Source organism: Prosthecobacter sp., from assembly GCF_020439865.1.
Lineage (GTDB): Bacteria > Verrucomicrobiota > Verrucomicrobiia > Verrucomicrobiales > Verrucomicrobiaceae > Prosthecobacter.
Genome location: NZ_JAGRPF010000169.1, coordinates 22,283 through 41,036, shown reverse-complemented (window position 1 = coordinate 41,036; position 18,754 = coordinate 22,283). Strand labels below are relative to the sequence as shown.

Genomic DNA, 18,754 nt, shown 5'->3' with positions numbered 1-18,754 from the left:
CTCAACGAAGGCTACTACTCGCACTGCAGCTACCGTTCGCCCACGCAGGCCATGCCCGCGGAGATCAATCCACGCAGCGTGCTGAACCGTTTGTTTGGCCAGACTGATCAAAGTGGCAAGGCTGCGAAAGCTGATCCGCTCGACCGGCAGATGCTCGACCTCGTCATCGGCGGCGCGAAGGACCTGCGTCGCACACTTCCGCACGGCGACCAGCAGAAGCTCGACGAATACCTCGACAGCGTCCGTTCCGTCGAACGCCGCATCGCCGCCATCGAGTATCGGCAAAAGGAAGCCGCTCTCGAAAAAGCCGGCGTCGCCTCCAGCAAGCGCAACGCCTCCGATTCACCGCCCATCGAGGTCAAAATCCCCGAGGGCGACAAGCGCAGCGAATACATGCAGGTCATGTGCGACCTCAACGTGCTCGCCTTCCAGACCGACACCACGCGCGTCAGCACCTACATCGGTTCCACGCCGAACGGCGTCTCGTATCCCGAGCTCGGCTTCACCGACATGCATCACTCGCCGACGCATCACAACAACGAGCCGGAGAAGGTGCGCAAAGTCGCCGCCATCACCAAGTTCAACATCGACCAGTTCGCCTACATGGTGAAAAAGATGGCGGCTCTCCGCGAAGGCAACGGTACGCTGCTCGACAACTGCATCATGATGTGGGGCACCGGTCTCGAGGACGGCAACAAGCACACCCGCGCGAACCTGCCGTTCATCATCGCCGGCAAAGGTGGCGGCAGCATCAACACCGGGCGCTTCCTCGCGGATACGAAGGGCAATCAGGGCGATCTGCTCTCGACGCTGCTCGCATGCGCCGGAGTACCGCTCGACCGCCCGATCGGCATCGCGACGAAGCAGATCACGGAGATGATGAAGGTGTGATTCGGACGGGCGGTGATTCGCCGATGAACAAACCGTGTAAAATGCACTGGCGGCTTGATCTGAAAACAGCCGATGCGCCCGCGTCCGCATAAGAGCGATGCACTCGGCACCTGAGAAGCAACGACGGATTAACGAGGTGCCCGGAAGACACCCTCCCTGTTCAGGTGGAAACCCCGAACGAATCTGTTACCAAGCAACCGGCCGGAGCGATGAAACTTTGTCGTTCAAGCCCAACGGGGCCAGGTCGGGCACTGTGCCTTTGCCCAAGGTAAGCTTGGTCCCCTTGAATTCGGCATCAGCGAACAATTCCCATTTTCCAGACAGCACCTGAACGGAGGAAATCTTGTCGTTGGCGTCGGATCCGATGTTGTTCACCTGTTCGCCGATAAAAGCGAGCTGCCAGCCACCGAGGTTTGCATGCTCATAAACTTTGATCGCCGGATCAGTCGCCCCGGCAGGACGCGGAGGCATGTTGGCCATGGGAGAAGTAGTTGGTTTCGCGGGCATAACGTTGGCAGGTTGAATGTTGGTAGGATGTTCAACAGCATATCAAGGAAACAGTGACCAAGAATGCTACTAGCGAATATTAGAATCAAAAACTCAAACACATGTCAACACTCCTAGTAATGTTTTTTCTAAACAATCCAATCACGAAGTAAATGAGGCTTTGGTGATCGCGGGGATGGCGACATCGAAGCCAAGGCAGCTTGAAGGGGAGGACATCCACAAGACATACGCCTGCTCTTCGAACTACCGCCAAATTCCCGCCAACAGGGTGGAGTGGCGTTCTGTTTGGACCGGCCAAGAGAGCCTTCTTCTTATTTCCCTTCCCAGATCTTCACGTCGTCGATCTGGCAGGTGCCGAAATCGACCGCTTTGAAGTCGATCTGCGCCTGGCCGCTCATGTCGATGTTCTTGCTTTCGAATACATGTTTCACGCCGTCGATCTTGAGCAGGATCGTGCCTTTCTTCAGTTCGATGACCACGTCATGCCACTGGTTGAGCGCAAAGAGCGGCTTTTCGATTTCGATCTTCTCGACGTTTTTCTTGATCGTCAGCGTCGTGGCTTTTTCGCCGAAACTGAGGGTGTGAATGTGGTGGCCGAGATCTAGAAGAGGAAATCCCTTCTGGTAAGTTTTCGCGTCGTAACGCACGCGCATCGTGCAGACAAACTTCTCCGGCACCTTCTTGAGCCAGATGACCGGTTTAAGTCCTGCATGGGAGGGATCATCGCTGGCCTTCTTCTTTTCCTGAAACTCCTTCGACGACTCGCTGCCGCTAAGAACACCGTCCTTGATGGCCCAGGTCGTGTTTTGACGGACTTCCCAAAACTCGGTGTTGATCATGCCTCCGTCAAAGCTGTCGGCGTAAACGAGCTTGGTGCTCTGAAACAGCTCCGGTTGATAGTCCGGACCCTCTGCCCGAAGTGCGGGACACACTGCGAGAAACAAACCGACCAAGGACAGGCGAATGCAACGAGATGGAGAAATCATAGGCGGGCCATGGGAACGCCATCACTTACTTGGTCTTACGCAATGCTCAGGGAATTCCATTCCGACTCGCAGGACCAGCGGCGAGACCGGTTCACCGCACGCCTTGCGTTTCGACAACGCGAGGCCTAACGATGTCCATGATCCGCGTCCTTTTCCTGTTCTTTGCGATTACGTCCCATCTCCGCGCTGAACCCATTGTGAATGTGTGGCCGGAAGGGAGGATGCCCGGCAAGGGAGCCAAGGAAGCCGAGACTGAAGTGCCGCGCAAAGATGGCTTCCACCGCATCACCAATGTGAGCAAACCGACGCTGACGCTGTTTCAGGCCACGCGGAAAGACGGCACGCCTGCGCCGGCCATGATTGTCTGTCCTGGCGGTGGCTATAGCTACTGTGTCATGGACAAGGAAGGATCCGAGATCGCCGCATGGCTGAACGCAAATGGCATCAGCGCGCTGGTGCTGAAGTATCGAACGCCGAACAACCGTGCCGGCGCACTTCAAGACGTGCAGCGAGCGCTCAGCCTCACCCGGGCAAATGCGGTGGAATGGAAGATCAATCCGAAGCACCTCGGCGTGATTGGATTCTCCGCCGGGGGAAATGTCGCAGCCAAAGCCAGTGCACCTCTCGAGAAACGTTCCTACACTGCGATCGATGCCGTGGACCAGCAAAGCTGCCTGCCGGACTTTGCCGTTCTTGTTTATCCGGCCTATCTCGATGACAAAAGTGGACACATCTCGCCCGACCTCAACCTCAAGGCGCCGATCCCGCCCACGCTCATCATTCACAGCGAAGACGACAAAACTCATGTCGTCGGCAGCAAGATTTACCACGAGGCACTCACTGCCGCGAAGATCGCCCACGAGTTCAAACTCTACCCCACCGGCGGCCACGGCTACGCCCTCCACTGCGAGCGCGACGCCAAGGTCTGGCCTGACGACGCGCTAGCGTGGATGAAGACAATCGGTGTGCGGTGAGACAACTCCGTAACGTCTCACTCAAAATCCCTTCGGGATCTGCTTCAGGGCGTCATTGATCAAACGGTTGGCCTCGGCTTCGATGCTTTCTGCGTCGCTGCCTGCCGCAGACTTGGCAGCAGTGGCAGCCGGTGGATTCGACCAGTCGAGACCTTGGGCAAAGACCTTAACGGTGCATCCTGTGCCCGCCGGCTGGACCATGATCGTCAGGTCCGCGCCGTTGAGCTCGCGCTTAAGGATGGCGTTGTTCTTGCCGATCAAGCTGCCAAGACCGTCCTTCCAGCCCTGTTCTTTGAGTTTGGCCGCGAATTCACCTGCCACGGTGCTCACCGGAGCATCGGAGCGAAACGCGATCTGCTCCACCACGGACTTGTACTCCACGTCGAGAGCACCGGAAGGCAGCGGAAGCTTCCCGACAGGCAGTTTCTCCGCCGCAACCGCCGGCTCCGCAGGCATGGACTTCTCTTTCGCCACTTTCTTCGGCTCGGACGCGGGTTCTTCTGCTGCGGCAAACGCCCCTTTCGGCAAAGGCGCGGAGAATGTGAGATCCACATTCCATTTTTGACCAAATGCGTCCAGTTCACCACCCGTGGTCACCTGTCCCGACACGTGTGTGTCAGTGACTTTGAAGTCCTTCATCTTGATTTCCCCGAGTGCCGAAAAGGGCGACTTCGGATGCTCCGTATGGGCGACTTCGCAGCCAAAGATGTCGCCATTGCGAAACACGCTGAGGATCAGCGCGCTTCCTAGTTTCTTGAATGCAGCGTCGAAATCCGGCTTCTCTGACGAAGACGGATCTTTCTCAGTAAACACCAGTCGAATGGCGGCCTGATCACTGAAGGGCTCGCGTGTTTGCACGACGAGGTACTGAATCTTGCCATCTTTGCCGTCGCCAAGGAACGTGCCTTTGACCACAGCTCTGTCCGCGGACGTTTGCGCATGAACCACGCAAACCATCGATGCGCCGATCAACACAGCGACCATCGGAATTGCAACGAAATGTCGAGCGTTCATAGCGATGGAAATGCTCCATGGTGCGCCTTGAAAAGCAAACGGTTTCACGCCCCCGCCTGCGCACAGACAAGACACTCTGAAGGCAGCACCACGAGGCAAGGCTCTACTCTCGTCCCAACAGCAGGCCGGCATAGACGACAGGTGAAAGCAGAGACAAATGCCCCGGTGTGTCCCGGACACTATCGCAGGCTGCTCACCGTCTTCGAAATTCGGATCTGCTGGTTTTCCTGCAACGCTGCAAACAATTGCCTGCCAAATGCCGCGAGGTATTCAGCATCAACTTTCTTGGTTGCCGTCCCATCGCCAGTGGCGGCAGAGGAGACCACCTTCCCCAGTACTGGTACGTGAATGAACAGCACCAGGCGAAAGCCGTCGGAGTGCTTCGCCTGTGCGTGCAGCAGCGAGTAGAGCATCTCCTCGCACAGATAGGCGCCGGCGCTGGAGGACTCGCGGGTGGGAAAACCAGCTGCGCTCAACTTCGCGGCGAGAGCTGAGGCGTCGATCTTGTTTTTCAACTCGGCCGCCCCCTCTTCAACAATAAGCGGCGCAGAGGGGGGGCGACTCTCGTTGTCCTGGAAGCCACCCCTTCGGTTGTGCGCGAGAACTTCGATCTGAAACGCAGGTGATCCTTCCCCGAACGCGATCCAGACGTCGGGCACATTTTTCTCCGCTTCGATGGCTTTCAGCGGCGCACCCCATACGACAGGGATCTGACGGTCGATGATGGTGGGAAAAGCTTTTTTGATTTCCTGCACCAGGGTCCAGGAGGCGTTTTTCGAGCGACCACCAAAGGGCTCGAAACCGCTGACAACGATGCGATCTGCAGCTTCAGCGGAAGTCTGACTCTGCGCCGAAGGGGCAAAGCCCCCCAGCAGCAAAGCCGCACCCCAGACCCAAGCCAGCCTCATTCGTTTCATTGGGACGGAAAACTGTAGAGCGCAAAGGTGCCGGAAAGATTCGGCTGGCCGGGGAAGAGCCAGGTGCCGGCCAGCGTGTCTCCACCTGCCGCGATTCCACCTTGGTAGTTCAACGAATCCTGCTTGAAGAAGCGATAGGTCTTCTTGAACTGTATCACGGTGGATCCATTCGGAGCACGGCTGCAGGTGCCTTTGATGTCCGCCCACAACTTGCCAGCGAGAGGCACTCCAAAGTCCGAGTAGCTTTCACGCATAACACCGGAGAAGCGATTCGATCCAGGGGTCTGATAGATCTCGACGGTGAACGGCACCGAGGAACCGGCGCGACTGCCCGAATACCCGGACCCGTAGGTGTAACTGCCGGAGTAAGAGCCTGAAATGTCCGGGGGCGGCAAACCACCTGACGTTGGCGCTACACAGGATGGCAGGACAAACAGAGAGAGCATCATCGCCAGCCGCATCAATGCTCCGGAACCACCACGAAAAAACCACGAGATAAGAATGTGTTTCATAGCTCTTCAATGTGGCCGGGCCCCGTCCCGGCTGTCAACGGGGAAAGCGTCTCCCAGCCCACGCTGACAAGAGGCGGCGTGAAACGAGCAAGATTCACAGCGCGGCAATGACAATGCCCGGCGTTTTTCTTGATATGAAAGCACATGCGTTGCTGCTGATGGCTCTGCTGGCACCGATGAATGCCGGCGCAGACGAAGCGACGAATTCGTACTATGAACCGGCCGCCTTCTTCCGGATTCAAATCCTGCCCATTCTCCAGAAACGGTGCTTTGAGTGCCATTCCAAGGAACATGAAATCGAAGGCGGGCTGGCTTTGGACTCCAAAACCGGATGGATGACCGGCGGCGATCACGGCCCGGCCGTCACCCCCAACAATCTCAAGAAGAGCCCGCTGATCCAGGCGATCCGCCACCACAATTCCGACAGCGCGATGCCACCGGAGGAGAAACTTCCGCCCATCGAAATCGCCCTGCTGGAAACCTGGGTGCTGCTCGGTGCGCCTGATCCACGCACAGACAACCCGGCGTCTAAAACCGGGCCGAAGTGAGTTCGACGAAGATCCTGACACTGATCGGGCAATGCTGACGGAGCAGTCCAGTTCCCTCATCACGTTCAATCGAGATCCTGCGTTGAAGGACAATCGGAACGATGCAGACTGTGCCCGCATGAAACCGATCGAAGGGCATTTCCTGATCCGTCCGGCGGATCTTTCGTGGCGTCTTTCCAATCTGATGAAGGTTCCGAACGCGGACATCTTGGAACGAACCGGAAGCGATAACATGAGCGCGCGTCTCTGGCGCTACCCACCAAAGAGCGCCGGCACACTGCACAAGCACATCCGGCAAGAAGAGTTCTACTTTGTGCTCGAAGGCACAGGCCGGCTGCGCGTGGGCGACGAGACACTGACCGTGCCTAAACACGGCGGCGTGCTCGTCGGACCAGACCAACTGCGCCAGGTATTCAACGACTCCGACGCGGAAGTTCTTTGGCTTATCATCGGTGCGCCGGAGGAAACGGAGTTGCTTCCCTCTGCGCCGGTGAAGCCCGACTTGTCTCTCATCTACCCGGTAGAACCGACTCAACTGCCCAAGGAGCTCGATGGCGAAATCTGGCCTCCGAAGGATGGCTAGGAGCGCGGAGAGTTTGCCATCAAATATCCTAGCCACAATCCGGGTTGATTTCGCCCCATGGTGGAGGACCCTCGCTCGCGCCGGATAGCGAGCCGCTCCGGCTGCAGAAGGCGTCTCACCGCACGGAATCATTTCCATGGACACCACTCAGCCCCCTGACACCCCGGCATGGCTTCTGGTGGCCATCATCGGCGGGTTTTTCATCGTCTTTCCTGTTTTCTGGTGCGGCGTCGTGTGGCTCCTCAGCCGGATCGGAGGCTGGCATCTGCTGGCGGCAAACCACGCCAGCGGCAGCCGTCTGGTGACCGGCACCTGCAGCAGCGGGATCACCGGAAGAGTGGGCTCGATGAACTATCGCAACGTCCTCACGCTGCATGCCGACCACGACGGCTTTTTTCTGGATGTGATGCCGCTGTTCCGAGTTGGCCATCCCCGGCTGTTCATCTCGTGGTCAGAAATCACCGCCTCCAAACCCTACCGGATCCTGTTTTGGAAAGCCGAATGTCTCAGCATCGGAGATCCTGTCATCACCACGATCACGCTTCCTGCCGACTGGGTGGCGAATCACCGCCCTGCGTGATCACGATGCAGTGAAAGGAGCTCTCCAAACTCCGGAATACCCATTTAAAACTTCGTCCTTACGAGATGTCGAATGGCGTCGACGCAATTCGTGCTCAAAAGATGGCAGTGACACATCATTGAGCAACCTGGCGAAAGATGAGCCAGAAAATCCATTGCCAACAAACATCCGTCCCATTAGCTCCACACTGAACTCATCAACCCATCCTGCCGCAGCCCTGTGTCCTCCCTCCTGCCGAACCGCCCCTCTCCACAACAATCTCTGACATGGATGACGGCTGCCCAAGGCGAAGCTCTGAGCGCGGCGGAAACCACGGCCTATCGACTGGGCTCAGGTCCGGGAGGCTGGGTCGAACGGTTGGGCGAGGATGTGATCATCTCCTACAAGAGCGATGCGGCGCTGGCCGAGTTGCTGCAGGGATTGGCCGTTCAATGCGCAGCATACGGCTGGCAGGCCAGGCGAGTGTTTGCACGCTTCATGCCGACGAAGAATGCCGAACGTGTGTCTCCCGTGCTGCACAACGGGGACGCGACCCTGCCGCTGACGACGGTGGTGACGGAGGCCGGCATCCGTTACGGGCTGGACATGGGTGCGGGATACAGCCACGGCCTCTTTTTGGATCAGCGGCTGAATCGGGCCAGGCTGCGTGCCATGAAACCGAAACGGTTGCTGAACACCTTTGCCTACACCTGTAGTTTCAGCGTGGTGGCCGCGCTCGCAGGTGCGGAGACGCTGAGCGTGGACCTGTCCCGCAAATCACTGGATCGTGGCAGGCACAATTTCGAACTGAACGAGATCGCCGAGACCGGGCATCGATTCGTCGTGGACGACACGATGGAACTACTGCCGAAGCTGGCCGCACGTGGCGAGCAATTCGACGCCATCGTTCTCGACCCTCCAACTTTCTCACGCAGCGCGAACGGCCGCCGCTGGCAGGTGGAGCAACACTTTGAAGACCTGCTCGGTGCCGCGCTCGAAGTGGCCGCTCCGAAGTGTGCGATCCTGCTCTCCACCAATTGCACCAAGTTTGATACGGCCACACTTGAACGCCGCGCGCGCTGGTGCGCCAAAGCGAGACGCCGAACTGCGGACTATGAAAAGCCTGTAGCACCTCCGGACTTTCCTCCGGGTCACGGCGCCACCACCCTGTGGATGATGGTCCGCTAACTCTTCGATGCGCCTGAACTCTTGTCTGGCGGCGAACCTTCCGGCTTTTTCACCTTGGGCGGAGTTTGAGGGCCGGGAATGAAACCATTGCTGCCACTCCCGCCTGTCCATCTGCCTGCAGACTGCTGGTTCTTGAAAGGCCGGGGCGACCGGTTGGTTTGTTTCTGACTCCGCATGGTTTGAGATTTATCTGATTGAAGCGGTGCCTGACATGTTTTCGTCAGACCGCCCTGAAACGTTGCGGAAGCCGACGAATTTGGCAAAGCAAAATCCAACCGGACTGAATCACGCCCCCTGTTTCTTCTTCGAAGTCTTGGGAGTTTTGACAACACCGCCAGCGGCGGGCTGGTCGGTCGCCTTGATCCTGGCAAACACCTTCCGGGCATAGTCCGCATTTTGTTCGGGCGTCAGTTCAGGATGTTTCTCCACGCGATCCCGGATGAGTTCTTTGAACTTGTCCCGCGCCTCGGGGGAAAGGGAGGAGTACATCTCCTTCCCATGTTCGCCGAGGAAAGAGGAGGTCTTGATCTTCCCTCCGTCCTTCTTTCCACTTCCTGCGAACATACTCTTAGAACCATTGACACTTCCAGCCGGGGAGATCTGCTGGCCCTGATAGTGCATGGCGATGACCTCATCACCGACCTGCATTTCCACCTGCGTCAGATGAAGATCAGCCCCGGCGCTCGCCGTCACGAGCCTCCATCCAAGCGCGTTGGGTTCTTCGGAAACAACGAACCGCTGCTTCGTCTCGGTATTCAACACGGTGGCCACCGGACGCCCGTCCACATACGCCACACCAGTAAGCTGGAGCGATGCCTGCAGGTTGACGGTGCGGGTAAAGGGGGAACGCGTCAGCAGCTCATCCGCAAAACTGAAATCGATCGGCTCCGGCAGGTCGGGATCCCCGGCCTGAAGGCAGGAGGCGGAAAGCAGGATGGCACTGAAACAGACGGAGAACTTCATCGGAGGCACCATCCAACGGGAGGATGCCCAGTCTCTATCATCTGAACCACCTCAAACGGAGCTGACGACGGCTTCATCCCCTGAAAAGCACCAACTGCCGGTCAGGGGGTGGTCACAAAAAACTGACCCAGGTAACAGAACGTCCCCACAGCAAGATGTGAGAAGCAGATCACATAGAATTCACCGGGCTTGTCGGCACGCCTTACAATGCCACTTCGCCCCAAGGTGGTGCCGAGAAAGAGCCCCAGGCCTCCTGCGGCCAGCATGAACATGCCGAAGCGGGCGGCGAGTTGAACGTTTTCAGGAGAGGCCATGCACCATCACTTCTTTCCAAGCCACTCCACACTTAGGATCTGCTCGATCTCCATTTTGCCGCCGGCTTCAGGAATGTTCTCCATCGACTTCTTGGATGTGACCCGGCACTTTCTGCCCGCGTAGGCATCGGCATTTTCGAGCACCTTCTCCACCGAGGCATCGGGCTTCAGAATGAAGAACGACAGTTCCTCACCGGCCTTCGTGCGCATATTCCAATGGAAGTAATCGCCTTCCTCAATGCCGACAAACGTGCCTTCCACCACCTGAGTTGCCGCCTTGGCCTTTCCTCCGGCCTTGCCACGCTTCAGCGCGGCTACAAACGCGGCGCAGTTCTCCGTGTAGAGCTCCGTGGTTGCCGCATAGTCCTCGCCGTGAAACACGGGCGCCGGCTTCTCGGTGGTGAGCCATTTGAAGATGCTGCCGTCCTTGAAATAAAGACGCTCCTCGATCTTCTCGCCGCGTTTGCCGCTTTCGGTGGTTCGGTAATAGACGTTGTACACGAAGAGCGGTTTGCCGCCCTCCAGATAGTACTCCGTCACACCTTCGCCGTCGTCACTGCACTCGGCGACAATCTTCCTCACCTCGCCGTTATCCAGCCAGCCGGTGAGAGCAAACACCGTCGGTTCATCCTTGTGGGTGGCGGTGACCTTCGTGAAGGACTTCTCATTGTCGTTGATCTGGCTGTAAACCGCGCGGTGATGGGCGGTGTCGCTTTGCGCCAGGGACAGCGCAGGAAATGCAAGAACGGTAGCGGCGAAGAAAAGAGACCAAGTTTTCATCGAAGCGATGAGTCGGCGAATACGTCTCCCGCGCAAGTGCTTTGATACCACGAAATGCTGCGGCCAGACGCGCTCACGCCACCGCGATCACCGCACTCTGCGCCGTGGGTGGCAGCGGATGCAGTTCAGCGCCTTGGAATCCCGCAGACGTGAGCATCGCCTGATACTCCGCGAATGTGTACGCATCCCCCTCCGGCGTGGTGCCTAGCATCACGAGGCTGAAACTCGCGGCGGGAGGCGGCGTGATCCGGTCCTCATTCGGCACGAACTCCACAATGACCACCTTCCCTCCGAGGCGCAGCGCGGCACGCACGCGCTGAAGGAAGCGCGTGCAGTCAGCAGTATTAAAGTGATGCAGAAAGTTCGGCACGAGGACCACATCGTAATCGCCGCCGAGATCCACGGTGAAGGCGTCTCCGACGATCTTGCTGAAACGGTCGCCAATCCCCGCCGCGGCAGCGTTCTCTTCCGTCACCGCGAGCACCGCCTCCCAGTCGAGCGCCACGAGATGCGCACGTGGGTTCACTTTTGCGAAGGCGATGCCATAGGTGCCGTGGCTGGCGGAGATGTCGAGCACACGGGTGTCACGTGCGGGATCCAACGGCACCAGTTCTGCGGCACCCTGAGCCGTGGGCACCATCATCGGTCCCATGGCGCGTGCGAACTCAATCCATGCCGGATGATCAGGTGCCGTGGTGCCGTGTTCGGTCGTGTGGAGACGTCCTCGACGAATCGTGGCGGCGAGATCGGAGAACGCCTCCGTGAGGCCGGGAGCCAGCAGAAACTTCACCGCCGAACCGAAGTAGGCCGGGGATTTCTTATCAAGAAAAGCAGCCGACGATGGCGTGAGCGAGTAACGCCCCTCTTTTTTGATCAGGAATCCCAGAATCGTGAGATTGTCACAAAGAATACGGATGCCCCGTTCCGGGCACTGGCAAAGCGTTGCCACCTCGGCTGCGGTCGCCGGAGTGCTGGCGATGGCGGTGAACAAATTGAGATCGATCGCCGCCTTGAGCGCCGCCGATTTCTGAAAGGCGTTGATCGTTTCAAAGAAGAGCTGGGGAGACGGGGCGTCGGCGGGGGCGTTCATGGCGGAGCGTGGTTGAAATGAAAACTAAGCAGTCACTTTTTTCACAAAGCAGGCCTTTAGTCCGATCGCGATGCCGTTCATCTTGCAGGAGATCTCATGATCGCCGTCCACGAGGCGGATCGGCTTCGATTTCGTGCCCATCTTGAGCACATCAGACGAGCCTTTGAGTTTCAAATCTTTGATCATCGCCACGATGTCCCCGTCTGCGAGCACGGCGCCATACGCATCCTTGACGACACGCTCCGAGTCCGGTTCCTCCGGAGCGGCATCCTTGGCCCATTCGTGACCGCAGGTCATGCATTCGAAGCGGTCAGCATGGTCCAATACATCATTCATTTCACACATCGGGCAGGCAGGTTGACTCATAGGTGAACACAAGACACTTCAGCGCGTGAAACTCAAGGCCGGCTTGAATTCACCGCATGAAGCGAACGGCGGACCTCGTTTCAATGCGCCATGAAAATCAGCCTCCTTCTCGCCCCCTGCTTGTTCGTCACCTCGATCGCTTTTGCCGCCGATCTGCCCAAGATTCCATCCAAACCGATCGCAGAAAAAGGCGAAGTGCTGTTCTCCGACGACATGAACGGGAGCGAACATGACAAACGCTGGCATCGCGTTGTCGATACGTTCGTTTTTGAAAACAACGCGCTCAAAGGCACCCAGACCCGCGTAAAGGACATGCCGTCGAAAGATGGCAAATCGATCATCAAAGCGCATGCAGCTGTTTACGGACTGGAAGTGCCGACGAAAGACAGCGTGGTGGAAGTGAACATCCGCTTCGAAGGCTGCACGATGATTGATGTCGAGTTCGATGACCGCAAATACACAGGTTCGCACTACGGCCATCTCTGCCGCGCCCAGGTGCGGCTCGACAAGGTGACGATCATGGATGAGCGCGAGGGCAGCCAGAACGAGGTCATCAAGGCAATGAAAGCCGATCCCTCCAAGAGCGCCGAAGTCGCCAAGATGATGGCTGGCAAAAGCGCCACCTTCCCGGTGAAGCTTGAAGAACACAAAGACTACACTCTCGTCGTGGAGACCGTGGGTGACGAGATGCGCGTCAGTATCGATGGCAAACCCGTCGCCTTCCTCAAGTCACCCGGCATCGGTCACGAAACCAAATCGAAAATCGAGCTCGGTGTCGCAGGCCAGAGCGGCTGGTTTGATGGCATCACCGTCTGGAATGCCACGTCTGCCAAAAAATAAGCGGACCGCAGGATCTCACGAGACGCGGGGCGCAACACCCCGCGCTTTTTTAATGCTCATTACCAGGCGCCAGCCCAGCAGCACCGCCAGAATCACCGCAAAGAAGAACGGATATGTCACATCCGACTTCACGATGATCCAGTAGTGCAGCACACCGCCAATGGTGATGTAATAGGTCAGACGGTGCAGTTGCGCCCAACGCTGCCCGCCAAGTTTCTTGATCATGGCATTGGTGGATGTCACCGCGAGAGGCACCATCAAAGCAAAGCTGAACATTCCGATGGCGATGAAGGGCCGCTTGTACACATCTCCAACAACCGTCTGCAACTGCCAGTCGCGGTCATAGGCGAGGTAGGTGAGAAGATGAGCGACGCCGTAAAAGAACGCATACAGACCAAGCAGGCGGCGTTGTTTGAGCAGCCAGTTCCAGCCGCAGATCTTGCGCAGCGGCGTGACCAAAAGCGTCAGCATCAGGAAGACGAGTGTGAGCACACCCGTGGACCGCGTGATAAATTCCACCGGGTTCGCACCCAGCCTGCCGCGCCAGCCGTCCAGCAGGATGAGAAGTGCAGGCAGCAGGCCGTTGAAGAAAAACAGCTGCCGGTGAAAACGGGAATCCGCACTGAAAGTCATGGCGTCAAAAATCCTCCCTGAGGTCCATGCCCGCATACAGATGCGCCACCTGCTCCGCATAGCCGTTGAACATGAGGGTCGGCCGCGATCCAATCTCGCCGATGCGCCGCTCGCGCGCCTGCGACCACCGCGGATGGTCCACGTTCGGGTTTACGTTGGAGTAGAATCCATACTCGGCCGGATTGGCGAGGCTCCACGTCGTGCCCGGTTCACGGTCCATCAGCGTGATCTTGACCACGGACTTGATGCTTTTGAAGCCATACTTCCACGGCACCACAAGACGGATGGGCGCACCGTTTTGATTCGGCAGCGTCTTGCCATACAGCCCTGTGGCCAACAGTGTCAGCGGATGCATCGCTTCATCGAGCCGCAGGCCTTCGATATACGGCAGATCGATGCCTGCGTAACGGGAGTCCGGCATCTGCTTGACGTCATAATAGGTCTCAAACGCGACGTGTGTGGCCGTGCTCGTCGGCTCCACTTGGTTCAGCAGTTTGGACAGCGGAAAACCGACCCAAGGAATGACCATCGACCAGCCTTCCACACAGCGGAACCGGTAGGTGCGCTCTACGGACTCGAACTTCAGCAGGTCTTCCAAGTCGAACGAGCGCGGCTTCTGCACCAACCCTCCCACCTGCACGCTCCACGGGTTTGTCACGAAATCCTTTGCCTTCGCCGCCACCTCCGACTTGTCCGTGGAGAACTCGTAGTAGTTGTTGTACCCGGCGATCTCAGTGAACGAGTTGACCTTCTCGTCCGCCGCGAGGGACGTTTCCTGCAACGGCTCTGCGACGGTGCTGATCGCACTGCCGGTGTTTTTCACCTCCGGCCGAGGGCTGAAGGTGCGATACAGCCCCGCCGTGGCGAGCGTGGACCCGGCCCAGATCGCCGACTTCATGAAGAAGCGCCGGTTGAGAAAAGTTTCCTCGGGCGTGATCTCACTCGAGGGGATGTGGGAACTGTCGCTCATGACTGGCAAAGCATGCGGTCCACGGTGGGAGACGCAAGCGGCAAGGTTATTCCCATATGACGAATGCCAACTGGCCGGTTGCGTCCGCTCGTATCAAATCGCAGGGTCCCGCAATCTATGTCCCTTCTCGAACGCCTCTTTTCCATCGCTCCCATTCGCAAGGCCATCTGGCGGCTTTGGTATCCCTTTCTGACCCGAAGGCTGCGCGGCGAGGAGGTGCTGTTTTTAAACTACGCCTTTGAAACTGACCCGCCTGTCGGTTTGCAACTCGATCCAGCAGACGAGCCGAACCGCGCGTGCATCCAGCTCTATCACCACGTTGCCTCGCAGATCGATCTGCAGGGCAAAGAAGTGCTCGAAGTCAGTTGCGGACATGGCGGCGGAGCGTCGTGGCTCACACGGACAATGCAGCCCGCCAGCTACACCGGTCTCGACCTCAACCCCACCGGCATCGCTTTCTGCCAGAAACGTCATCAGGTTGTTGGTCTTAGTTTTGTTCAAGGTGACGCCCAGAAGCTCCCCTTCCCTGACAGTTCCCTCGATGCGGTGATCAACGTCGAGGCCTCACACTGCTACCCGGACTTCCCCGGCTTTCTGGCCGAAGTTGCCCGGGTTCTTCGTCCCGGCGGCCACTTCCTTTATGCCGACTTCCGTTTCCGCGATCAGTGGTCCGATTGGGAGCAGGCGATCGACGGCGCTCCGCTCGACATCATGCAAACACGCGACATTCGCGAGGAAGTGCTGCGCGGCATGGACTGTAACGCCGCGCGCAGCGAAGCTCTCATCTGCCAGCGCCTGCCTGGGTTCCTGCATTCGCTGGGCCACGACTTTGCCGGTCTGCCAGGATCACGAGTGTATGAAGCGCTGAAATCCCACGAGCTGTCCTATCGCTCGTGGTGCTTCCGCAAAGGCTAAACCGGACATGCATCAGGAGCTCAGCCTTCCGATGCATGATGGCGGCGGCGAATGACGGGTGTTTCCTTCGGAGGAGCGGCCTCGGCAACAGCGCGCTTCTCAGCGGCCTTGCGTTCGATCACGAAGTGATTGTTCTCGCCATGTTCGGCCCACGGCCCGACGGGAATGTCTTCAAACTCGACAAACTTCCAGTCGGTCACGTCGCTTCCATCCAGATCGAGAAAATCCCGCACGGCGGGCGAGACATCGAGTCCAGCATGTTGATTGGCATTGGGTTTCGGACGCGCATTTCCGAAGACGTACTCCGAGTCGTCCGTGGTGAACGGTCCGGCGTCCTCCCACTGCGCGTAGCAGACGCGGTCGCCTTTGCGAATGGCGATCCAGCGCCCCTTGCACACTGATTTCCACTTGCTGGTGAAGTTTTCCTTGAACCAGGGGATGATGCTGCGCGCCTCCTTCTTGTGTCCGTTCTTCGCGATGTCGTTGTAGGGGAGCGCCACATAGAAAGGGTTCTGCTTGGGGACGAAATCGGCAGGCAGGAAACCCTTCCGGGCCTTGGGGCTGGGATCGTCGTAGCCACCGTAGTGTTTCGCCCACTTCTCATCCCAGCTGCTCGCATGATTGGGCACGGGATTGCCTGCCGTGGGCTTCTCGCCAATCCAGAAGACCGTGGTGCTGATGTTGCGCTTCCATTCGTAGTGATGCCCTCCGTCCCCCGGAGGTGTGTGCACCACCGAATGACCACTCGTGGCGCGACATCGCGTCCCGTGAGGATCATCGTCAAATGGCGGGTCGCCGTCCGCATACTCGTCACCCGCGACATGGGAGAACGGCGACTTGGATTTCTTGCAGCCCTTGGGGTTCTTCGATTCCTTGGAGAACTCCACTTTCCCGGTGGGGGCCGCCATCGACACCACGGCGGAAAGAATCAGGCTGGATCGCTTAAACCACGTACGTTTCTTCATGGCAAACCTCCGGTTGGGGCGGAACTGTCTGCCGCTGGATGGATCAGTTCTTCCAGCACCTCCCGTCTCCGCCGGGCAGGACGGCATTGGGAAGCATGTTCAATCGATCCTGGAACACAACGAAAACATTGCCCGCCTCATGGCACGGCCTATGCGACAAAAATCGCTGTCGAGAAAAATCCGCGCCCTCAAGGACCTATGGCGATCCAGTTGAACTCCGCCGCGTAAACCCGTGTCCCGGCCCAAGTGGTGATAACCGCCTGGAATCCCGACTCCGTGATACCCTCGGTCGTCACCTTGAGACGGGCGCTGTCGCGCTGATCCATGTCAAAACCGCTCAGCCCCAGCTGAACCACAGGCACCGCCAGAAAGGGCGCATCAAACGTCACGCAAACTTTGAAGGTTCGAATCTCCTCCTCTGCCCCGTCATCGAGGCGATCCAGATTCCACCCCTCCGTGAGAACACTGACGGAGACGCTGGACGACAAAACCTTCCAAGGAACAGAGGATGAATACATGAGTGAGTTTTAATAGAGCAGCATTCGGGCCGATCATCCGTCCAAGCCTTCGCGATTCACAATTTCATCGCAAAGTGGTGGCAGGTGATGTCCATGCCCTTGTGCAGGTAAAAACGATGCGCACCGAAACGCTGCACGCCTGAATCCAGATGAAACTGGTCGCACTGGTGCTGCCTTGCCTGTGCGATGAGCCAGTCGAGCATTTGGCTGCCAAAACCGCCGCCGTGGTCGGCGCCACGCGTCACCAGATCGTCCACATAGAGAATGCGTCCCCAGGCGAGGTTCTCGATCAATCGATAACCGGTGACGGAACGCACCGCACCATCGCATTCGAGATACGCCATCTGCCAGCCCTGTGCCTGCTGCCGGGCGACCTGCGCGAGAAAACTCTCCTGGGTCAGATGCGGCCGCAGTTCATGCATGACATCAAAACAGCGTGCGACGTCATCGGATGCCGATGCGATTTGAATGCGCGAAGTCATGCCACGACCTCCAGCAGCGCTTTCTGGATGTTGTTCTTCCCCGATTTCGGAAACGGACGCGGCATGGGCTGCGGAATTCCGTTCGCATCGACGGTGCGGCAGCGGATTTCATACTTGCCCGCGCCCAGCTTGATCGGCTTCGCCGTCCAGCGGCACAACGTGTGACGCATCGGCCATTCGCGTGGTTTTTTCGTGGCCGGATCGAACTGTGCCGGATGCAACGGAGCGCCTTTGAAGCCCGCGATGCCGCTTCCATCGAAGGGAACGATCTCGGCGTCCTGCCACGGCGCCTTGGTGAAATGTGGGTCGTTCTCAGGCAGTGGCGTGCGCACATCGCGCACCCAGTATTGCACCTTCGTGAGGCCGGAAATGCCGACCTGGGCGTTGCCGTGGATCGTCAACGGCTCGACGGAAGTGAGTTTGCCGGGCAGATCGCCGAATCGTGCGAAGGTCTTGAGCCAGGAATGGATGTCGTTGTTGCCGTTCGCGTAGGTGTCGTCGGACTGATGGTTGTTGGTGAAGCCGATGCGCTGCAGCCACTTCACCGATTTGAAGCCATAGGCCTCGGGAACAATCATGCGCACCGGACCGCCGCGCTCGCCGGTGAGAAACTCGCCGTTGAGCTTGTAGCAGAGGATCACCGGCAGTTCGCCCGGCGGATCTTCAAAGACGCGGTTCATCGGCAGGTAGCATTTGAAAATCTGTTTCGGATCCTCGTTGTGATGACCGTGATACCAGATGTGGCGCAGGTTCTCGACCGGCCCGCAGTGCCACAGCACATCACGCAGCGGCACGCCTTCCCACAAACCATGGCCGAGCGGATCAGCGAGGTTGTTGCAGGTGATGACCTTCAAATAGCTGACCGCCTTCGTTTTGGCGATCTCCATCAGTTTGTCGAATGTGAGCGCCGTGCCGTCGCTTCGCAGCATGGGCCGCTCGATCTTCGCGTTGCTGGTCGGATCGGCGATAATCTCGAGCTGCCACGTCTCGCGCACCATGCCGATCTCGCGCTGCTTCTCGATGGGCAGCTTGTAGGGCAGCGGGTTGCCGCGCTCGACATTGTAGAAGTCACCAGAGGGCGTGATGCAGCATCCGCCTTCTTCGCAAACGGGGCCCTTTTTCCCGGCGGCCAGTGTTTCGCCGCCTGTGAGCACAGCAGCACCCGCACTGCCCAGTTTGAACAGATCACGGCGGGAAAAAGACTTCGGCTTCATGGCGAGTGTAGAACGTTCGCCGGTT

At 58.3% G+C, this 18,754-nt stretch carries 24 protein-coding genes; 8 read left to right on the top strand and 16 right to left on the bottom strand.

From position 1 onward, the window contains the following. A partial coding sequence (locus tag KDL09_RS20130) for a DUF1552 domain-containing protein (RefSeq protein ID WP_294389146.1) occupies positions 1-891 on the top strand: 891 nt, incomplete at its 5' end. A gap of 186 nt (positions 892-1,077) precedes the next feature. Here the strand turns inward: KDL09_RS20130 and KDL09_RS20125 are convergent. Together KDL09_RS20125 and KDL09_RS20120 are read right to left on the bottom strand one after the other, a co-directional pair. Continuing rightward, on the bottom strand, positions 1,078-1,371 hold the full coding sequence (locus KDL09_RS20125; RefSeq protein ID WP_294389144.1) for a beta/gamma crystallin-related protein: 294 nt from the start codon (positions 1,369-1,371) through the stop codon (positions 1,078-1,080). A gap of 338 nt (positions 1,372-1,709) precedes the next feature. Further along, positions 1,710-2,384, bottom strand: coding sequence for a hypothetical protein (locus tag KDL09_RS20120; protein ID WP_294389142.1), 675 nt, complete (start codon positions 2,382-2,384; stop codon positions 1,710-1,712). Positions 2,385-2,521: 137 nt separating this feature from the next. Here KDL09_RS20120 and KDL09_RS20115 point away from each other — a divergent pair, with 137 nt between their 5' ends. Continuing rightward, the gene (locus KDL09_RS20115) at positions 2,522-3,358 is read left to right on the top strand and encodes an alpha/beta hydrolase (RefSeq protein WP_294389140.1); all 837 of its coding nucleotides are present in this window, start codon (positions 2,522-2,524) and stop codon (positions 3,356-3,358) included. 21 nt (positions 3,359-3,379) lie between these two features. Here the strand turns inward: KDL09_RS20115 and KDL09_RS20110 are convergent, their stop codons facing one another. The 3 genes from KDL09_RS20110 to KDL09_RS20100 form a co-directional block, all read right to left on the bottom strand. Next, a complete protein-coding gene (locus KDL09_RS20110) occupies positions 3,380-4,372 on the bottom strand; it encodes a hypothetical protein (protein WP_294389138.1) in 993 nt (330 codons plus the stop codon). 179 nt (positions 4,373-4,551) lie between these two features. Beyond that, on the bottom strand, positions 4,552-5,250 hold the full coding sequence (locus KDL09_RS20105) for a hypothetical protein (RefSeq protein ID WP_294389136.1): 699 nt from the start codon (positions 5,248-5,250) through the stop codon (positions 4,552-4,554). Between the two features lie 35 nt (positions 5,251-5,285). After that, positions 5,286-5,801 carry a hypothetical protein gene (locus KDL09_RS20100; protein WP_294389134.1) on the bottom strand — a complete coding sequence of 172 codons (516 nt, stop codon included), beginning with the start codon at positions 5,799-5,801 and terminating at the stop codon, positions 5,286-5,288. A gap of 134 nt (positions 5,802-5,935) precedes the next feature. Between KDL09_RS20100 and KDL09_RS20095 the strand changes: the two genes are divergently transcribed. From KDL09_RS20095 to KDL09_RS20080, 4 genes are all read left to right on the top strand, one after another. Next, positions 5,936-6,349, top strand: a complete 414-nt coding sequence (locus tag KDL09_RS20095) for a c-type cytochrome domain-containing protein (RefSeq protein ID WP_294389132.1) — start codon at positions 5,936-5,938, stop codon at positions 6,347-6,349. 118 nt (positions 6,350-6,467) lie between these two features. Next, positions 6,468-6,932, top strand: a complete 465-nt coding sequence (locus tag KDL09_RS20090; RefSeq protein ID WP_294389131.1) for a cupin domain-containing protein — start codon at positions 6,468-6,470, stop codon at positions 6,930-6,932. Between the two features lie 136 nt (positions 6,933-7,068). After that, entirely contained in the window at positions 7,069-7,512 is a 444-nt protein-coding gene (locus tag KDL09_RS20085; protein ID WP_294389129.1) for a hypothetical protein, read from the top strand. Between the two features lie 219 nt (positions 7,513-7,731). Next, positions 7,732-8,679, top strand: coding sequence for a class I SAM-dependent methyltransferase (locus KDL09_RS20080; RefSeq protein WP_294389127.1), 948 nt, complete (start codon positions 7,732-7,734; stop codon positions 8,677-8,679). 285 nt (positions 8,680-8,964) lie between these two features. Here the strand turns inward: KDL09_RS20080 and KDL09_RS20075 are convergent, their stop codons facing one another. From KDL09_RS20075 to KDL09_RS20055, 5 genes are all read right to left on the bottom strand, one after another. Then, positions 8,965-9,642 (bottom strand): hypothetical protein, encoded by a 678-nt coding sequence (locus KDL09_RS20075; RefSeq protein WP_294389126.1) that lies wholly within the window; start codon positions 9,640-9,642, stop codon positions 8,965-8,967. Between the two features lie 101 nt (positions 9,643-9,743). Further along, positions 9,744-9,956, bottom strand: coding sequence for a hypothetical protein (locus KDL09_RS20070; RefSeq protein ID WP_294389124.1), 213 nt, complete (start codon positions 9,954-9,956; stop codon positions 9,744-9,746). A 6-nt stretch (positions 9,957-9,962) separates the two neighbouring features. Then, entirely contained in the window at positions 9,963-10,736 is a 774-nt protein-coding gene (locus tag KDL09_RS20065) for a hypothetical protein (protein ID WP_294389122.1), read from the bottom strand. Positions 10,737-10,809: 73 nt separating this feature from the next. Beyond that, entirely contained in the window at positions 10,810-11,826 is a 1,017-nt protein-coding gene (locus KDL09_RS20060; protein ID WP_294389120.1) for a methyltransferase, read from the bottom strand. A gap of 24 nt (positions 11,827-11,850) precedes the next feature. Beyond that, entirely contained in the window at positions 11,851-12,192 is a 342-nt protein-coding gene (locus KDL09_RS20055) for a zinc ribbon domain-containing protein YjdM (RefSeq protein ID WP_294389119.1), read from the bottom strand. 90 nt (positions 12,193-12,282) lie between these two features. Here KDL09_RS20055 and KDL09_RS20050 point away from each other — a divergent pair, with 90 nt between their 5' ends. Then, positions 12,283-13,032: a hypothetical protein gene (locus KDL09_RS20050; protein WP_294389117.1), complete on the top strand. Its 750-nt coding sequence runs from the start codon at positions 12,283-12,285 to the stop codon at positions 13,030-13,032. Positions 13,033-13,047: 15 nt separating this feature from the next. Here the strand turns inward: KDL09_RS20050 and KDL09_RS20045 are convergent, their stop codons facing one another. Together KDL09_RS20045 and msrP are read right to left on the bottom strand one after the other, a co-directional pair. Then, the gene (locus tag KDL09_RS20045; protein WP_294389115.1) at positions 13,048-13,665 is read right to left on the bottom strand and encodes a protein-methionine-sulfoxide reductase heme-binding subunit MsrQ; all 618 of its coding nucleotides are present in this window, start codon (positions 13,663-13,665) and stop codon (positions 13,048-13,050) included. A gap of 4 nt (positions 13,666-13,669) precedes the next feature. Further along, the gene (msrP, locus tag KDL09_RS20040) at positions 13,670-14,635 is read right to left on the bottom strand and encodes a protein-methionine-sulfoxide reductase catalytic subunit MsrP (protein ID WP_294389114.1); all 966 of its coding nucleotides are present in this window, start codon (positions 14,633-14,635) and stop codon (positions 13,670-13,672) included. Between the two features lie 117 nt (positions 14,636-14,752). Between msrP and KDL09_RS20035 the strand changes: the two genes are divergently transcribed. Next, positions 14,753-15,550 (top strand): phthiotriol/phenolphthiotriol dimycocerosates methyltransferase, encoded by a 798-nt coding sequence (locus KDL09_RS20035; protein ID WP_294389112.1) that lies wholly within the window; start codon positions 14,753-14,755, stop codon positions 15,548-15,550. 20 nt (positions 15,551-15,570) lie between these two features. On the opposite strand, the gene KDL09_RS20030 is transcribed toward KDL09_RS20035, so the two are convergent. From KDL09_RS20030 to KDL09_RS20015, 4 genes are all read right to left on the bottom strand, one after another. Further along, a complete protein-coding gene (locus KDL09_RS20030; protein WP_294389110.1) occupies positions 15,571-16,515 on the bottom strand; it encodes a hypothetical protein in 945 nt (314 codons plus the stop codon). Positions 16,516-16,703: 188 nt separating this feature from the next. Further along, the gene (locus KDL09_RS20025; RefSeq protein WP_294389108.1) at positions 16,704-17,033 is read right to left on the bottom strand and encodes an H-type lectin domain-containing protein; all 330 of its coding nucleotides are present in this window, start codon (positions 17,031-17,033) and stop codon (positions 16,704-16,706) included. Between the two features lie 56 nt (positions 17,034-17,089). Next, a complete protein-coding gene (locus tag KDL09_RS20020) occupies positions 17,090-17,515 on the bottom strand; it encodes a GNAT family N-acetyltransferase (protein WP_294389106.1) in 426 nt (141 codons plus the stop codon). After that, positions 17,512-18,729, bottom strand: a complete 1,218-nt coding sequence (locus KDL09_RS20015) for a molybdopterin-dependent oxidoreductase (protein ID WP_294389104.1) — start codon at positions 18,727-18,729, stop codon at positions 17,512-17,514. Before KDL09_RS20015 ends, KDL09_RS20020 begins: the two co-directional genes overlap by 4 nt. Positions 18,730-18,754: the final 25 nt, after the last annotated feature.

What these genes read in the sequence shown, in the direction of transcription:
- KDL09_RS20125 (WP_294389144.1), bottom strand. Translation starts at nt 1,371, where the DNA reads ATGGCCAACATGCCTCCGCGTCCTGCCGGGGCGACTGATCCGGCGATC.
- KDL09_RS20120 (WP_294389142.1), bottom strand. Translation starts at nt 2,384, where the DNA reads ATGATTTCTCCATCTCGTTGCATTCGCCTGTCCTTGGTCGGTTTGTTT.
- KDL09_RS20115 (WP_294389140.1), top strand. Translation starts at nt 2,522, where the DNA reads ATGATCCGCGTCCTTTTCCTGTTCTTTGCGATTACGTCCCATCTCCGC.
- KDL09_RS20110 (WP_294389138.1), bottom strand. Translation starts at nt 4,372, where the DNA reads ATGAACGCTCGACATTTCGTTGCAATTCCGATGGTCGCTGTGTTGATC.
- KDL09_RS20100 (WP_294389134.1), bottom strand. Translation starts at nt 5,801, where the DNA reads ATGAAACACATTCTTATCTCGTGGTTTTTTCGTGGTGGTTCCGGAGCA.
- KDL09_RS20095 (WP_294389132.1), top strand. Translation starts at nt 5,936, where the DNA reads ATGAAAGCACATGCGTTGCTGCTGATGGCTCTGCTGGCACCGATGAAT.
- KDL09_RS20090 (WP_294389131.1), top strand. Translation starts at nt 6,468, where the DNA reads ATGAAACCGATCGAAGGGCATTTCCTGATCCGTCCGGCGGATCTTTCG.
- KDL09_RS20085 (WP_294389129.1), top strand. Translation starts at nt 7,069, where the DNA reads ATGGACACCACTCAGCCCCCTGACACCCCGGCATGGCTTCTGGTGGCC.
- KDL09_RS20075 (WP_294389126.1), bottom strand. Translation starts at nt 9,642, where the DNA reads ATGAAGTTCTCCGTCTGTTTCAGTGCCATCCTGCTTTCCGCCTCCTGC.
- KDL09_RS20070 (WP_294389124.1), bottom strand. Translation starts at nt 9,956, where the DNA reads ATGGCCTCTCCTGAAAACGTTCAACTCGCCGCCCGCTTCGGCATGTTC.
- KDL09_RS20065 (WP_294389122.1), bottom strand. Translation starts at nt 10,736, where the DNA reads ATGAAAACTTGGTCTCTTTTCTTCGCCGCTACCGTTCTTGCATTTCCT.
- KDL09_RS20060 (WP_294389120.1), bottom strand. Translation starts at nt 11,826, where the DNA reads ATGAACGCCCCCGCCGACGCCCCGTCTCCCCAGCTCTTCTTTGAAACG.
- KDL09_RS20055 (WP_294389119.1), bottom strand. Translation starts at nt 12,192, where the DNA reads ATGAGTCAACCTGCCTGCCCGATGTGTGAAATGAATGATGTATTGGAC.
- KDL09_RS20050 (WP_294389117.1), top strand. Translation starts at nt 12,283, where the DNA reads ATGAAAATCAGCCTCCTTCTCGCCCCCTGCTTGTTCGTCACCTCGATC.
- KDL09_RS20045 (WP_294389115.1), bottom strand. Translation starts at nt 13,665, where the DNA reads ATGACTTTCAGTGCGGATTCCCGTTTTCACCGGCAGCTGTTTTTCTTC.
- msrP (WP_294389114.1), bottom strand. Translation starts at nt 14,635, where the DNA reads ATGAGCGACAGTTCCCACATCCCCTCGAGTGAGATCACGCCCGAGGAA.
- KDL09_RS20035 (WP_294389112.1), top strand. Translation starts at nt 14,753, where the DNA reads ATGTCCCTTCTCGAACGCCTCTTTTCCATCGCTCCCATTCGCAAGGCC.
- KDL09_RS20030 (WP_294389110.1), bottom strand. Translation starts at nt 16,515, where the DNA reads ATGAAGAAACGTACGTGGTTTAAGCGATCCAGCCTGATTCTTTCCGCC.
- KDL09_RS20025 (WP_294389108.1), bottom strand. Translation starts at nt 17,033, where the DNA reads ATGTATTCATCCTCTGTTCCTTGGAAGGTTTTGTCGTCCAGCGTCTCC.
- KDL09_RS20020 (WP_294389106.1), bottom strand. Translation starts at nt 17,515, where the DNA reads ATGACTTCGCGCATTCAAATCGCATCGGCATCCGATGACGTCGCACGC.
- KDL09_RS20015 (WP_294389104.1), bottom strand. Translation starts at nt 18,729, where the DNA reads ATGAAGCCGAAGTCTTTTTCCCGCCGTGATCTGTTCAAACTGGGCAGT.